Origin of the sequence: Mycobacterium sp. 852002-51971_SCH5477799-a (assembly GCF_001667145.1) — a bacterium.
Lineage (GTDB): Bacteria > Actinomycetota > Actinomycetes > Mycobacteriales > Mycobacteriaceae > Mycobacterium.
The window spans coordinates 18,540-33,685 of sequence record NZ_LZIF01000053.1 but is presented as its reverse complement, the minus strand read 5'-3'; the positions used below and the strand labels follow the sequence as shown (position 1 = coordinate 33,685).

Annotated in this window: 12 protein-coding genes; 9 read left to right on the top strand and 3 right to left on the bottom strand. The window is 66.7% G+C overall.

What is annotated here, in order from left to right:
* The first annotated feature begins 16 nt into the window (after positions 1-16).
* The 6 genes from A5753_RS06430 to A5753_RS06405 all read left to right on the top strand — a co-directional run bounded on the left by A5753_RS06430 (position 17) and on the right by A5753_RS06405 (position 10,421).
* Complete coding sequence (locus tag A5753_RS06430; RefSeq protein ID WP_067124612.1) at positions 17-2,071, top strand: cytochrome c oxidase assembly protein; 2,055 nt, start codon at positions 17-19, stop codon at positions 2,069-2,071.
* 120 nt (positions 2,072-2,191) lie between these two features.
* Entirely contained in the window at positions 2,192-2,668 is a 477-nt protein-coding gene (locus A5753_RS06425; protein ID WP_067124609.1) for a single-stranded DNA-binding protein, read from the top strand.
* A 78-nt stretch (positions 2,669-2,746) separates the two neighbouring features.
* A complete protein-coding gene (gene ettA, locus A5753_RS06420; RefSeq protein ID WP_067124605.1) occupies positions 2,747-4,423 on the top strand; it encodes an energy-dependent translational throttle protein EttA in 1,677 nt (558 codons plus the stop codon).
* Positions 4,424-4,501: 78 nt separating this feature from the next.
* Entirely contained in the window at positions 4,502-9,352 is a 4,851-nt protein-coding gene (locus tag A5753_RS06415) for an NAD-glutamate dehydrogenase (RefSeq protein WP_067124603.1), read from the top strand.
* Positions 9,349-9,762, top strand: a complete 414-nt coding sequence (locus A5753_RS06410; protein WP_067124600.1) for a thioesterase family protein — start codon at positions 9,349-9,351, stop codon at positions 9,760-9,762. Before A5753_RS06415 ends, A5753_RS06410 begins: the two co-directional genes overlap by 4 nt.
* A complete protein-coding gene (locus A5753_RS06405) occupies positions 9,750-10,421 on the top strand; it encodes a hypothetical protein (RefSeq protein WP_067124597.1) in 672 nt (223 codons plus the stop codon). The genes A5753_RS06410 and A5753_RS06405 overlap by 13 nt, the downstream gene beginning before the upstream one ends.
* Before the next feature lie 79 nt (positions 10,422-10,500).
* Here A5753_RS06405 and A5753_RS06400 read toward each other — a convergent pair whose 3' ends face one another.
* The 3 genes from A5753_RS06400 to A5753_RS06390 form a co-directional block, all read right to left on the bottom strand.
* On the bottom strand, positions 10,501-11,517 hold the full coding sequence (locus tag A5753_RS06400) for a pyridine nucleotide-disulfide oxidoreductase (protein ID WP_067124686.1): 1,017 nt from the start codon (positions 11,515-11,517) through the stop codon (positions 10,501-10,503).
* An 87-nt stretch (positions 11,518-11,604) separates the two neighbouring features.
* Positions 11,605-13,170, bottom strand: a complete 1,566-nt coding sequence (locus A5753_RS06395; protein ID WP_067124594.1) for a glycoside hydrolase family 13 protein — start codon at positions 13,168-13,170, stop codon at positions 11,605-11,607.
* Between the two features lie 24 nt (positions 13,171-13,194).
* Entirely contained in the window at positions 13,195-13,590 is a 396-nt protein-coding gene (locus tag A5753_RS06390; RefSeq protein WP_067124591.1) for a globin, read from the bottom strand.
* A 146-nt stretch (positions 13,591-13,736) separates the two neighbouring features.
* Between A5753_RS06390 and A5753_RS06385 the strand changes: the two genes are divergently transcribed.
* The 3 genes from A5753_RS06385 to A5753_RS06375 all read left to right on the top strand — a co-directional run bounded on the left by A5753_RS06385 (position 13,737) and on the right by A5753_RS06375 (position 15,142).
* On the top strand, positions 13,737-14,384 hold the full coding sequence (locus A5753_RS06385) for an HNH endonuclease (protein WP_067124588.1): 648 nt from the start codon (positions 13,737-13,739) through the stop codon (positions 14,382-14,384).
* Positions 14,385-14,451: 67 nt separating this feature from the next.
* The gene (locus A5753_RS06380; RefSeq protein ID WP_067124585.1) at positions 14,452-14,688 is read left to right on the top strand and encodes a hypothetical protein; all 237 of its coding nucleotides are present in this window, start codon (positions 14,452-14,454) and stop codon (positions 14,686-14,688) included.
* Positions 14,675-15,142 (top strand): DUF5130 domain-containing protein, encoded by a 468-nt coding sequence (locus tag A5753_RS06375; protein ID WP_067124582.1) that lies wholly within the window; start codon positions 14,675-14,677, stop codon positions 15,140-15,142. The genes A5753_RS06380 and A5753_RS06375 overlap by 14 nt, the downstream gene beginning before the upstream one ends.
* Positions 15,143-15,146: the final 4 nt, after the last annotated feature.

Genomic DNA, 15,146 nt, shown 5'->3' with positions numbered 1-15,146 from the left:
CCCATACCCTGGACAGATGACCGTCGCCCCGCCGGCCGGCACGGCCTCGACCAAGGCCTCTGCCCAGCGCCGCACGCTGGTGTGGCCGGTCCTGGTCGGGGTGGCCGTGCTGGCGGGCTGCACGGCCGCGGGCATCGGGACGCTCTCGTTGGCCAGCGCGCTGACCGTGACGGGCCTACCCGATCCGGGTCAGGTGACCACGCTGGGGCTGCCCTTCGTCCGGGCGGCGGGTGAGATCGCCGCGGTGCTGGCGGTCGGGTCCTTTCTGTTTGCAGCATTTCTGGTGCCGCCACAGCGCAACGGTGTCCTCGACGCCGGCGGCTATCGGGCCCTTCGGCTCGGGACGGTGGCGTCGGGGGTGTGGGCGGTGTGCGCCGCCGTCCTCGTCCCGCTGACCATCTCCGACGTGTCCGGTCATCCCGTCGCCGACATCAGCCCGACGCGGATGTGGTCGCTGGCGGGTCTGATCAGCAACGCCTCCGCGTGGCGCTGGACCGCGATCCTCGCCGCGGTGATCACGCTGGCGAGCCTGTCGGTGCTGCGCTGGTCGTGGACCCCCGTGCTGGTCGCCGCCTCGGTGGTGACGTTGATTCCGCTGGGGCTGACCGGTCATTCGTCGGCCGGCGGTTCGCACGACCTGGCCACCAATGGCCTGCTGATCCACCTGGTCGCCGCCAGCCTGTGGGCCGGCGGCCTGCTCGCCCTGCTTGCCCACGCGCTGCGCGGCGGTGATCACCTCGGGCTGGCCGCCCGGCGTTTCTCGATGATCGCGCTGTGGTGTTGGGTCGCGATGGCGGGCAGTGGACTGGTCAACGCCCTGGTCCGGGTCCAGCCGTCCGACCTGTTCAGCACCGACTATGGCCGGCTGGTGACCGCCAAGTTCGTCGCGCTGTGCCTGCTGGGGGTGCTGGGCTGGCGCCAGCGTCGCGTGAGTGTGGCCGCGCTGCAAGCGGATCCGAGTCACGGGCGTGGCGCGCTGCTGCGGCTGACGTTGATCGAGGCCGCCATCTTCGGCCTCACCTTCGGCATCGCCGTCGGGCTGGGCCGCACCCCGCCGCCACCACCCCCGGCCCGGTTGCCGTCGATTCCCGAAGCCGAGATCGGATACGACTTCGACGGGCCGCCCACGGTGGCGCGCATCCTGTTCGACTGGCGCTTCGACCTGATTTTCGGTTCTGCGGCCGTCGTCTTCGCAGCGCTGTATGTGGCCGCGTTGGTGCGGCTGCGCCGCCGCGGCGACAAGTGGCCGCCGGGCCGGACTTTTTCGTGGCTGCTCGGCTGCCTGGTGTTGCTGTTCGCGACGTCGTCGGGTGTCGGCCGCTACATGCCGGCGATGTTCAGCATGCACATGGTGGTCCACATGTGCCTGTCGATGCTGATCCCGATCCTGCTGGTGCTCGGCGCGCCGGTCACCCTGGGGTTGCGGGCGCTGCCCGCGGCCGGCCGTGACGATCCGCCGGGCATGCGGGAATGGCTGTTGGCCGCGCTGCACAGCCGCTTCTCCCGGTTCCTCACCAACCCGGTGGTGGCCACCGTGCTGTTCGTCGCCGGGTTCTACGGGCTATATCTGTCGAACCTTTTCGACACCACCGCGAGCAGCCACGCCGGGCACTTGGCGATGAACGTGCACTTCCTGCTGAGCGGCTATCTGTTCTATTGGGTGGTGATCGGGGTCGACCCGACGCCGCGACCGATCCCGCCGCTGGCAAAGGTGGCCGTGGTGTTCGCCTCGCTGCCGCTGCACGCCTTTTTTGGGGTGGTGCTGATGGGCACCAAGAAGGTGCTCGGCGCCGACTACTACCGTTCGCTGGGCCTGAGCTGGCACACCGACCTGCTGGGCGATCAGCGACTGGGCGGGGGCATCGCCTGGGCAGCGGGGGAATTTCCCCTTGTGATCGTCATGCTCGCGTTGCTCATCCAGTGGGCGCGCAGCGACCGGCGCACCGCCACGCGGTTGGACCGGGCCGCCGAGCGCGACGACGACGCCGAGCTGGTGGCCTACAACGCGATGCTGGCGCAGCTGGCGCAGGGCGAGAAGCCCAAGCGATCCGGCCCGGCCGATCCCGACTGATCCACAGTTCCGCTTTCATCCACAGCGACGGCCGATCTCCGGGCCGTTCCCCGCAGCATTCGTCGGTGGCGCCGGGCCTACTGGCAGCCATAGCCAATGCAATCGAGAAGGGATCAGCCCATGTTCGAAACTCCGCTTACCGTCGTCGGTCACATCGTCAACAACCCCGAACGTCGACAGGTCGGCACCCAGGAGGTCATCAAGTTCCGCGTCGCCAGCAATTCCCGGCGGCGCACTGCCGACGGCGGCTGGGAGCCCGGCAATTCGCTCTTCATCAACGTCAACTGCTGGGGCAAGCTGGTCACGGGCGTGGGTGCCGCATTGGGCAAGGGCGCACCGGTGATCGTGGTGGGCCACGTATACACCAGCGAGTACGAGGACCGTGACGGCAACCGCCGGTCTTCGCTGGAGATGCGCGCCACCGCTGTCGGGCCCGATGTGTCGCGCGCGATCGTGCGCATCGAGAAGCCCGGTTACACCGGTCCGACCACGGAGGCCGCCACACCGCCAGCTGATGCGTCCGACGCCGCTGGTGAGGACGCTGAGGCCGATGACGCCGAGTCCGCCGACACGGGCCCGCTGCCGCTGACCGCTTAGCGGCGCGCTTCCGCCGCCGGGCGATGCCTAGGATGGTCCGCGAGATCGCTTCGCAAATCAGAAAGGCATAACCGCGGCATGGCTGAGTTCATCTACACGATGAAAAAGGTCCGCAAGGCGCACGGCGACAAAGTGATCCTGGACGACGTCACGTTGAGCTTCTATCCAGGTGCCAAGATCGGTGTCGTTGGGCCCAACGGCGCCGGCAAGTCGAGCGTCTTGCGGATCATGGCGGGCCTGGACAAGCCGAACAACGGTGATGCCTTCCTGGCCAACGACGCGACCGTCGGCATCCTGCTACAGGAGCCCCCGCTGAACGAGGAGAAAACCGTTCGCGGCAACGTGGAAGAAGGCCTGGGCGAGATCAAGGTCAAGCTCGACCGCTTTAACGAAGTCGCCGAGTTGATGGCCACCGACTACACCGACGAGTTGATGGAGGAGATGGGCCGGCTGCAGGAGGAGCTCGACCACGCCGACGCGTGGGACCTCGATTCGCAGCTGGAGCAGGCCATGGACGCGCTGCGCTGCCCCCCGCCCGACGAGCCGGTGACGAACCTGTCCGGTGGCGAACGTCGCCGCGTCGCGCTGTGCAAACTGCTGCTGTCCAAGCCCGACCTGCTGCTGCTCGACGAGCCCACCAACCACCTGGACGCCGAGAGCGTGCAGTGGCTCGAGCAGCACCTCGCCTCCTACGCGGGCGCGATCCTGGCGGTCACCCACGACCGGTACTTCCTGGACAACGTCGCCGAATGGATCTTGGAACTGGACCGTGGCCGCGCCTATCCGTACGAGGGCAACTACTCCACGTACCTGGAGAAGAAGGCCGAGCGGCTGGCGGTGCAGGGACGCAAGGACGCCAAGCTGCAGAAGCGGTTGACGGAGGAGCTGGCGTGGGTGCGCTCCGGGGCCAAGGCGCGTCAGGCCAAGAGCAAGGCGCGGCTGCAGCGCTACGAAGAGATGGCCGCCGAGGCCGAGAAGACGCGCAAGCTCGACTTCGAGGAGATCCAGATCCCGGTCGGACCGCGGCTGGGCAACGTCGTGGTCGAGGTCGACCATCTCGACAAGGGCTACGACGGCCGCACCCTGATCAAGGACCTCTCGTTCACGTTGCCGCGCAACGGCATCGTCGGCGTCATCGGGCCCAACGGGGTCGGTAAGACCACCCTGTTCAAAACCATCGTCGGCCTCGAGCAGCCGGACAGCGGCACGGTCAAAGTCGGCGAGACCGTCAAGCTCAGCTACGTCGACCAGACGCGCGCCGGGATCGATCCCAAAAAGACTGTATGGGAAGTCGTGTCCGACGGGCTGGATCACATCATCGTCGGCCAGACTGAGGTGCCGTCGCGGGCCTACGTGTCGGCGTTCGGGTTCAAGGGCCCGGACCAACAGAAGCCGGCCGGCGTGCTCTCCGGTGGCGAGCGCAACAGGCTCAACCTCGCGCTGACGCTCAAACAGGGCGGAAACCTCATGCTGCTCGACGAGCCCACCAACGACCTCGACGTCGAAACGCTGAGTTCGCTGGAGAACGCCCTCGAGCAATTCCCCGGCTGCGCGGTGGTGATCTCGCACGACCGATGGTTCCTGGACCGCACCTGCACGCACATCCTGGCCTGGGAGGGTGACGACGACAACGAGGCCAAGTGGTTCTGGTTCGAGGGCAACTTCGGTGCCTACGAGGAGAACAAAATCGAGCGGCTCGGAGCCGAAGCGGCACGGCCGCACAGAGTGACCCACCGCAAGCTCACGCGCGACTAGTGTCAGCTCTGCCCCGCATTGCCACGGAACGGGGCGACCCAGCGCACTGACATCCCTCGCCAGTTGGGAGCTATCGGCATGACGATCGATCCCGGAGCCAGACAAGGTCTCGAGGCGTGGACCACCTTCACCCAGCAGCAGGACATTCCTGAGTGGATCTCGAAAGCCTACGTCGAAAGCTATCGGGGTCCGCATAGCGACGAGTCGGGGGGCGCGGAAACCAGGCCCATCGATCTGACCGTGCCCGCGGCGATCGTGACCCCGGCCATGCTCAGCGCGCACTATCGGCTCGGCCTGCACCGCCCCGACGGCGAGAGCCGCGTCGCGGTGTACTCGGCGGAAGACCCGGCCGGTTTCGGGCCCGCCCTGCAAGTCGTCACCGATCACGGCGGCATGCTGATGGACTCCGTCACCGTGCTGCTGCACCGGCTCGGCGTCCCGTACACGGCCATCATGACGCCGGTGTTCGACGTGAAGCGCAGCCCTGACGGCGACCTGCTGCGCGTCGAGGCGAAAGCGGAAGGCGCGTCGCAATACGCCGGCGAGGCCTGGATACACGTGCAACTGCTGCCATCGGTCGACAGCAAGGGCCTCACCGAGGTCGAACGGCTGTTGCCCAAGGTGCTGGCCGACGTGCAGCAGGTCGCCAGCGACGCATCGAGTCTGATCGCCGCGCTGAAGGATCTGGCCGCGCAAGTCGAGGCCAACGCCGACGATCACTTCTCGGCGCCGGACCGCGACGACGTCGCGGCGCTGCTGCGCTGGCTGACCAACGGCAACTTCCTGCTGCTCGGCTACCAGCGCTGCCATGTGCACGACGGGCATGTCTCCGGCGACGGGACGCCCGGCCTCGGCGTGCTGCGCACCCGCACCGGCTCGCGTCCCCGGCTCACCGACGACGACAGATTGCTGGTGCTGGCGCAGTCCGTGGTGGGCAGCTATCTGCGCTACGGCGCCTACCCGTATGCCATCGCGGTTCGTGAATATGTAGACGGTGCCGTGATCGAACACCGCTTCGTCGGGCTGTTCACGGTGGCGGCGATGAACGCCGATGTCCTGGAAATTCCGACGATTTCTCGCCGGGTCCGCGATGCGCTGGCAATGGCCGACAGCGACCCGATACACCCGGGCCAGCTGCTGCTCGACGTCATCCAGACCGTCCCCCGCTCGGAGCTGTTCACGCTCAGTGCCGAACGACTGCTGGCGATGGCCAAGGCGGTGGTGGATCTGGGACCGCAACGAAACGCGTTGCTGTTCCTGCGCGCCGACCGCCTGCAGTATTTCGTTTCCTGCCTGGTCTACCTGCCGCGCGACCGCTACACCACGGCGGTGCGGCTGCAGATCGAAGACATCCTGGTGCACGAATTCGGCGGCACCCGACTGGAATTCACCGCTCGGGTCAGCGAATCGCCCTGGGCGCTAATGCATTTCATGGTTCGCCTGCCGTCCGGTGGGTCCGATGTGGCGCCGGTCGACGTTTCCGAAGACAACCGGATCCGCATCCAGGCGTTACTGAGCGAAGCCGCGCGAACCTGGGCCGACCGGCTGGTCGCCGCGGCCGCCGAAGGCTCGGTGGGGCACGCCGACGCCGAGTACTACGCGGCCGCCTTTCCCGAGGTCTACAAGCAGGCCGTGACCCCGGCAGACGCCATCGACCACATCGCCATCATCAATGGGCTGCAAGATAACTCGGTCAAGCTGGTGTTCATCGAAGGCGACGACGGGACCGCGCAGCTGACCTGGTTCATGGGCGGACGCACCGCCTCGCTGAGCCAGCTGTTGCCGATGCTGCAAAGCATGGGCGTGGTGGTGCTCGAGGAGCGCCCCTTCACGGTCAACCGGTCCGATGGCCTGCCGGTGTGGATCTATCAGTTCAAGATCTCACCACACCCCACCATCCGGCTCGCCTCGACGCAAGCCGAGCGCGACGCGATGGCAGAGCGGTTCGCGGACGCGGTCACCGCGATTTGGCAGGGCCGGCTGGAGACTGACCGGTTCAACGAGTTGGTGATGCGCGCGGGCCTTCGATGGCAGCAGGTCGTGCTGTTGCGGGCCTATGCAAAGTATCTGCGGCAGGCGAACTTTCCCTACAGCCAGTCCCACATCGAGTCGGTGCTCAACGAGCACCCCTCGACCGCACGATCGCTGGTCGCGCTCTTCGAGGCGCTGTTCGACCCGAGCCCCGATTCGTCGGGGAACCGCGATGCGCAGGCCGCCGCCGCCGCGGTCGCCGCCGACATCGACGCACTGGTGGGCCTGGACACCGACCGCATCCTGCGTGCCTTCGCATCGCTGGTGCAGGCCACGTTGCGCACCAATTACTTTGTCACAAACGAGGGTTCGGCCCGGGCCCGCAACGTGCTGGCGATCAAGCTGGACGCCCAGCTGGTCGACGAGCTGCCACTGCCGCGTCCCAAATACGAGATCTTCGTCTACTCGCCCCGAGTCGAAGGCGTGCACCTGCGGTTTGGACCGGTGGCCCGCGGTGGCCTGCGCTGGTCGGATCGTCGCGACGACTTCCGCACCGAAATCCTGGGCCTGGTCAAAGCGCAAGCGGTCAAGAACGCCGTCATCGTGCCCGTCGGCGCAAAGGGCGGATTCGTCCTCAAGCGACCCCCACTGCCCACCGGCGACGCCGCCGCCGACCGCGAAGCCAGCCGCGCCGAGGGCGTCGCCTGCTACCAGCTGTTCATCTCCGGCCTGCTTGATATCACCGACAATGTCGACCACGCGACCGGAAAGGTCAGCCCCCCAACGGAAGTCATTCGCCGCGATGGTGACGACGCGTACCTGGTGGTGGCGGCGGACAAAGGCACCGCCACGTTCTCCGATATCGCCAACGACGTCGCGAAGTCTTACGGATTCTGGCTGGGTGATGCGTTCGCGTCCGGCGGGTCGGTCGGCTACGACCACAAGGCCATGGGCATCACCGCCAAGGGCGCGTGGGAGGCCGTCAAGCGGCACTTCCGCGAGATGGACGTCGACACGCAGGCCGAGGACTTCACCGTAGTGGGTATCGGCGACATGAGCGGCGACGTCTTCGGCAACGGCATGCTGCTGAGCAAGCACATCAGGTTGCTCGCGGCCTTCGACCACCGGCACATCTTCCTGGACCCCGACCCCGACGCCGCGGGCTCGTGGGAGGAACGCAAACGGATGTTCGACCTACCGCGGTCCAGCTGGGAGGACTACGACACATCGCTGATCAGTGAGGGCGGCGGCGTGTACAGCAGGGAGCACAAGGCGATCCCGGTCAGCCCCCAGGTTCGCGCTGCGTTGGGGATCGAGGGGTCGGAGGAGGGGGTCACCGAGATGACCCCGCCCAACCTGATCAAGGCGATTCTCCAGGCGCCGGTGGACCTGCTCTTCAACGGCGGCATCGGCACCTACATCAAGGCGGAGTCCGAATCCGACGCCGACGTCGGCGACCGCGCCAACGATCCGGTTCGGGTCAACGGAAGCCAGGTGCGCGCCAAGGTGATTGGCGAAGGCGGCAACCTCGGGGTGACCGCGCTGGGTCGTGTCGAGTTCGACTTGGCAGGTGGCCGGATCAACACCGATGCGATGGACAACTCGGCCGGTGTTGACTGTTCGGATCACGAGGTCAACATCAAGATCCTGATCGACTCCCTGGTGACCGCCGGCAAGGTCAAACCCGAGGAGCGAAAACCGCTGCTGGAGTCGATGACCGACGAGGTTGCACAGCTGGTGCTCGCCGACAACGACGACCAGAACGACCTGATCGGCACCAGCCGCGCGAACGCGGCGAGCCTGCTGCCGGTGCACGCCAGGATGATTCAATACCTGGTCGACGAGCGCGGCATCCACCGCGACCTGGAAGCGCTGCCCTCGGAGAAGGAGATCGCGCGGCGGGCGGAGGCCGGCATCGGGCTCACCTCACCGGAGATGTGCACCCTGATGGCACACGTGAAGCTGGGGCTCAAGGAGGAGATGCTCCAGACCGAGCTGACCGAGCAGGACGTGTTCGCCTCCCGGCTGCCGCTGTACTTCCCGAAACCTCTGCGGGAACGGTTTACTCCGGAGATCCGCACGCATCAGCTGCGCCGCGAGATCGTCACCACCATGCTGATCAACGATCTGGTGGACGCCGCCGGGATCAGCTACGCCTTCCGGATCGTCGAAGACGTCGGGGTCGGGTCGGTCGACGCGGTCCGTACCTACGTCGCCACCGACGCCATCTTCGCGGTGGGAGCGACATGGCGACGCATTCGCGCGGCGAAACTGCCCGTCGCACTGTCGGATCGGCTCACGCTGGACACCCGGCGGCTGATCGACCGCGCCGGGCGCTGGCTGCTCAACTACCGTCCGCAGCCGCTGGCGGTCGGCGCCGAGATCAACCGGTTCGCCGCCAAGGTCCAGGCGCTGACGCCGCGCATGTCGGAGTGGCTGCGCGGTGACGACAAGGCCATCGTCGAAAAGGAAGCCGCGGAATTCACCGCCCAGGGCGCGCCCGAAGACCTCGCCTATTCGGTGGCCGCCGGGCTCTACCGCTTCAGCTTGCTCGACATCATCGACATCGGCGACATCAGCGACATCGACGCCGCCGAGGTGGCAGACACCTACTTCGCGCTCATGGACCGGCTCGGCACCGACGGACTCTTGACGGCGGTGTCGGAACTGCCGCGCCGGGACCGCTGGCACTCCCTGGCCCGCTTGGCGATTCGTGACGACATCTATGCTTCGCTGCGATCGCTGTGCTTCGATGTGCTCGCCGTAGGGGAGCCGGACGAAAGCGGTGAAGAGAAGATCGCCGAGTGGGAGCACCTGAGTGCCTCCAGAGTCGAGCGGGCCCGCCGAACGCTGATCGAGATCCAGGAAAGCGGGAACAGGGATCTCGCGACGCTGTCGGTCGCCGCGCGGCAAATCCGTCGCATGACCCGCACCAGTGGAAGAGGATCATCAAGTTGAGCGTCGGCTTCGTCGCGCCCGTGCCAGTGCGCTGGTCGGACATCGACATGTATCAGCACATCAACCACGCCACGATGGTCACGATCCTCGAGGAGGCGCGTGTCCAATTTCTCCGAGAGGCGTTCGAGGTCGATATTCTGACCATCGGGTTGCTCATCGCCGAGGTCAAGGTGACCTACAAAGGCCAGCTGCGGCTGGTGGATTCGCCGCTGCAGGTGACCATGTGGACCAAGCGGTTGCGGGCGGTCGACTTCACGCTGGGCTACGAGGTGCGCTCGGTCGCCGCGGATCGGGAGTCGAAGCCCGCCGTCATCGCCGAGTCGCAACTGGCCGCAGTGCACATCGAGGAGGAGCGACTGGTGCGCCTCTCGCCACAACATCGGGAGTATCTACAACGGTGGATCAGGTAGCCGACCGAGGACTATGGCTGGGCGCCGACGCCAGGGACGCCCACCGCACGGATCTGGCCGCGTTCGTCGACCGCGCATTGCGACTCGACGACGGCGCGATCATCCGATTCCGAACCCGATCCCCGGGGCTACTGACAGCCTGGGTAGCAACGGGTTTCGACGTGCTGGCCAGCAGGGTGGTGGTCGGGGAGGCGCGGCCCGGCGACCTGTCGGTGGGCGCGGACGCGCTGGCGCGCGGCCTTTCCGCGATGGACGCCTCGGGATACGTCGATCCGGGTTTCGCGATGGATTCGGCGTGGCGCGGTGCCTTGCCGCCGGAAGCCGGCTTCACCCACCTCGAGGACATACCGGCCCGGGTGATGCTGGATTTGGCGCAACGCGGTGCACAACTTGCCAAGCAGCACAGCGGTTCTCATGGACCGCCGGTGTCGCTGCTCGATCAGGAGGTCGTTCAGGTCAGCGCGGCCGACGTGCAGGTCGGGCTACCCATGCGCTGCGTGTTCGCCTTGACCGCGATGGGTTTTCTGCCGCAGTCGCCCGATGCGGTCGCCGCCGACGAATTGATCAGAGTCCGGATACTGCCCACGTGGTTGCGTCTGGACGCCCGATTCGGTTCGGTATACCGCCGCCGCGGCGATCCCGCGCTGCTACTGGGCTGACGCGAACCGGCCGTGGGCGATTTCTCAAAACGGATCACGCTGAGTTAAACCGATCGCGGGCGGGGTCCGCTCGCCAAGATCAGGGACCGTAGCGCAGCCACAGCGGCAGAACTGCGTCGAGATGGTCCATGAATTTCTTCAGGCCCACGCGAAACTGCCCGTACCCGTAAGGGTCTTCGGCATACTCGGGAAACGCGATGCCCACCCCGAACAGGCCGGGGGCCAATATTCCGTTGACGCGGTTGTAATCCAGCGGCCCCCACTGCGGCGTCTCGGGCAACTTCCTGCGCGCGAAACCGACGGTGTAGACCACCCGGTCGCACTGCGCCAGCTTCTCGTCGAATTCCGGGCTCGATACCCAGCACCGCTCGAGGCGGTCGGGCAGCACCCCATCGATGTTCTCGCGCGCCCAGACGGCCGCCTGGCCCTTCAGTCCGGTGTCGTCGAACAGGATCCAATCGTCCAGATAGACAGCGTATTTGAGGGGGCTTTGATAGAAATTGACGATGCGCTCGACGGGGTGGCGCAACAGGTTCGGCAGCACGATCATCGACGAGTGCGACGAGCCGAACACCGCGACCGTCGCGCCTTCGAGTGGTTCTTCGGCCAGCTTGTCGGGATCCAGGGCGACCTCGACGGGGATCTCCTCGATGTCGGGGTGGCAAAGTTTTTTGGGATCTACGCCGACGGCCAGGATCACGTTCGTGGCGAAGATGTCGCGCCGTCCCGTCTGGACCCGCCATCGCCTGTTCTCCAGGAACAGCGCGGTGGCGGTGGTCGTCACGGCGTCGACCTGCTCACGCAGCTGCTCGGTGATCCATACCAGGGGTTCGGCGACCAGACCGAGCACACAGGTCTCTTGTGGATCGATCTCCTTGAGCGGCATGGGCGGTGCTTCGGAGAACCGAAATGCTTTGGAGCCGTTGAAGTACTCCAGGAAGAGCGCGACATGGGTGTTGCTGGACACGGTCCGCCACTTCTGGCCGATGTCGCCGCCGGCGAAGGCCGGATCAATCCAGGCGATCCGGTCGCCCGCGACTCCGTGATCCAGCAGCCTCCCCACCGCGGCGATGCCCGCCGGTCCGGCACCGATCACTGTCCATTCGTAGGAAGCCATGCACAACATATAGAGCAGTCCGCCGCGAAATGCCCACCGTGACTTCGATGGCGTGATCCGGCCCGGCTACGCCAGCCAGGCGGCGGAATCGGGTGGCAGTTTCCCGTCCAGCAGCGGTGCGCTCGCCAGCATCAGCTCGCTGCCCGGCAAGAGCACCGGCGAGTCGCCGCCGTTGAGCGCGCAGATCAGCCCACCGGGGCGCCGGAAGATCACCACATCACCGGACGCATCCAGCCACTCGACGCCGTCACCATCGAATTCCACACGGTGCCTTCGCAATTCGAGTGCCCGCTGGAAGAACGACAAGGTGGAGTCGGGATCGCCGCTCTGCTTCTCGACGGTCAACGCCGCCCATTGTGCGGGCATCGGCAACCAGATCTCGGATGACGACGAGAATCCGAACGGGGGCTCCTCGCCCGACCACGGCATCGGCACCCGGCACTTGTCGCGGCCCCGCTGGGTATGTCCGGACCGTTCCCAGGTCGGGTCCTGCAGCACCTCCTCGGGCAGATCCAGCACGTCGGGTAGACCCAATTCTTCGCCGTTGTAGATGAACACCGTGCCCGGCAGGGCCAGCATGGCCATCGCCATGGCCCGAGCCCTGCGCAGCCCGATCTCGCCGCCGCCGTAGCGGGTCACCTCGCGTTCCACGTCGTGGTTCGACAAGGTCCAGGTCGGGACGGCGCCATAGATCGCGGTGGCCGCGAGCGAGTTGTCGATGGCGTCACGGATTTCGCCGGCGTCGAAGCCGATCTTGGTCAGCCGAAAATTGAAGCCCAGGTGCAGTTCGTCGGGCCGCAGGTACTCGGCCCACAGCTGGTTGTCCATCACCCATACCTCGCCGATGGTCACCGCCTCGGGATACTCGTCGACGACCTTGCGGATTTTGCGGTGGATGTCGTGCACGCCTGCGTTGTTGAAACGCGGGTCGTCGTCGGTGTGGCTCAACACCTTGACGTCCGCCTTGGCATCGGGCAGGCCGGGCGGCTTGGCCATTCCGTGCGCCACGTCGATGCGGAAGCCGTCCACGCCGCGATCCAGCCAGAACCGCAGCGATGTCGCGAAGTCCTCGAAGACCTCAGGGTTCTCCCAGTTCAGGTCCGGCTGCTCGGCGTCAAAGAGGTGCAGGTAGTACTGGCCGGGGTTGCCGTCCGGCTCGACGACCCGCGTCCAGGCGGATCCGCCGAACACCGACGTCCAGTTGTTCGGCGGCAACGCCCCGTCGGGCCCCTTGCCGTCGCGGAAGTGGTAGCGCTCCCGCGCGCCGGTACCCGGGCCGGCGGCCAGAGCCGCCTGAAACCACGGGTGCGCAGAGCTGGTGTGGTTGGGCACCACGTCCATGGTGATCTTGATGCCCCGCTGGTGCGCCGCCGCGATCAGCCGATCGATTGCGGGCATCCCGCCGAACAGGGGGTCGATGTCGCGCGGATCGGCGACGTCATAGCCGTGGTCGGCCATCGGGGAGACGGTGACCGGGCTGAGCCAAATCGCATCGATTCCGAGCCGCTCCAAATGATCCAGATGGGCGACGATCCCGTCGATGTCGCCGACGCCGTCGCCGTTGCTGTCGGCGAACGATCGCGGATAGACCTGGTAAAAGACCGCATTCGACCACCATGCTGCGGGGCTCATAGTGCTCCGTTCGATTGCGAGGTACTAGAAGGGCGAATTGACCAGTGAGGCGGCAGCCATTTCCAAGTAGTTCAGCAACTCGCGGCGGTGCTCATCGTCGAGCGTCTGCGAATCGATCGACGCGACCGCCGTGTGCATGCACCGCAGCCACGCGTCGCGCGCCAGGGGAGTGATCCGGAACGGCACGTGACGCATCCGCAGCCGGGGGTGCCCGCGCCGGTCGGAGTAGGTGCGCGGCCCGCCCCAGTACTGCTCGAGGAACATCCGCAGGCGTTCCTCCGCGCCCTCGAGATCGTCCAGCGGATACAGCTCACGCAGGATCTCGTCCTCGGGAACCTGGGCGTAAAAGCGGGACACGATCGCGTGGAAAGTCTCGGCACCGCCGACCGCGTCGTAGAAGGAGTCTGCTACCTGATCCATCGCCGTCCATTGTGGTGCATCGCCGCAGTGCCGGCCCGAGGAGGCCCGACCCCATGCCTGCTGTTCACCCGGTCGGACACGGCGTTTCACCTGCCATAGGGGTGCGATTAGCGGCGAATCATGGTGGACTGTTCGACGGAGGATCTATGGCGCAGGGCAAGAGACGCCGCAGCCACCGCAATCCGGTAGCCGCGGCGGGGTCAACCGGACCCACAACCGTGTCGTCGCTGCATCGTGTTGAAACCCATCCGCCCGCCCGCTCCGAGGGCACGTCCATCTGGAGCCGCCGGCGGGTGCTGCTGCTGAATTCCACCTACGAGCCGCTGACCGCGCTGCCGATGCGCCGCGCGATCGTCATGGTCATCTGCGGAAAGGCCGACGTGGTCCACCACGATCCGGCCGGCCCCGTCATCCACTCGGCGACCAGCTCGATCGTGGTGCCCTCGGTAATCCAGCTGCGGTCGTACGTCCGGGTCCCTTACCGCGCGCGCGTCCCGATGACCCGCGCCGCGCTGATGCACCGCGACCGGTTCTGCTGCGCCTATTGCGGCGCGAAGGCGGACACCGTCGACCATGTGCTGCCCCGCAGCCGCGGCGGTGACCATTCCTGGGAGAACTGCGTCGCGTGCTGCTCGACTTGCAACCACCGCAAAGGCGACAAGCTGCTCAGCGAGCTCGGCTGGGCACTGCGCCGCCCGCCGGTGCCGCCGACCGGGCAGCACTGGCGGCTGTTGTCGACGGTCAAGGAACTGGATCCGGCTTGGGCCCGATATCTGGGCGAGGGCGCGGCCTGATCGGCAATCTGGTGTCCGGTCGCGCCGGTAGATCGCTTCGTGGGATACGGTTTGCGTCGTGAGTCCTATGCATGTCCATCTGTTCATCGTCGGAATACCGCTGTTGCTGGTGATCGTGCTGTCGGTGCTGATCTGGTCCCACAAGGGACCCCACCCGGCGGCCTACAAGTTGGGCGAGGAGTGGACGCATCCGCCGATCCTGTGGGCGGCCACCGGCGAAGACGTCGGCCACGCCCACCACGGCCATGGCGGGCACGGTACGTCGGAATTCGCGGTCGGAGGTGGCGCCAGTGGCACGTGGTGAGGTAGCGACCAAGGAACCAACCGAGCTGCCCCACGGCTCGGTGATCACCACGAGCGGACGGATCTCCGGAGTCACCGAGCCGGGCGAACTCTCGGTGCAATTCCCGTTCTCGACCAAAGACCTGGTCGCCGTGGACGATGCCCTGAAGTTCGGCTCGCGGGCGTCCAAGACGCGCTTCGCGATCTATCTGGGCGACCTGGGCAGCGACACCGCCGCGCGGGCCCGCGAGATCCTGGCCGACGTGCCGACGCCGGAAAACGCAGTGCTGCTGGCCGTCTCGCCCGACCAGAAGGTCATCGAGGTGGTCTACGGCACGCAGGTTCGCGGCCGCGGTGCCGAGTCGGCCGCACCGCTGGGTGTCGCCGCCGCATCTTCGGCGTTCGAGCGCGGCGACCTGGTCGACGGCCTGGTCAGCGCGATTCGCGTGCTGAGCGCCGGTATTTCGCCGGCCTAGCTCT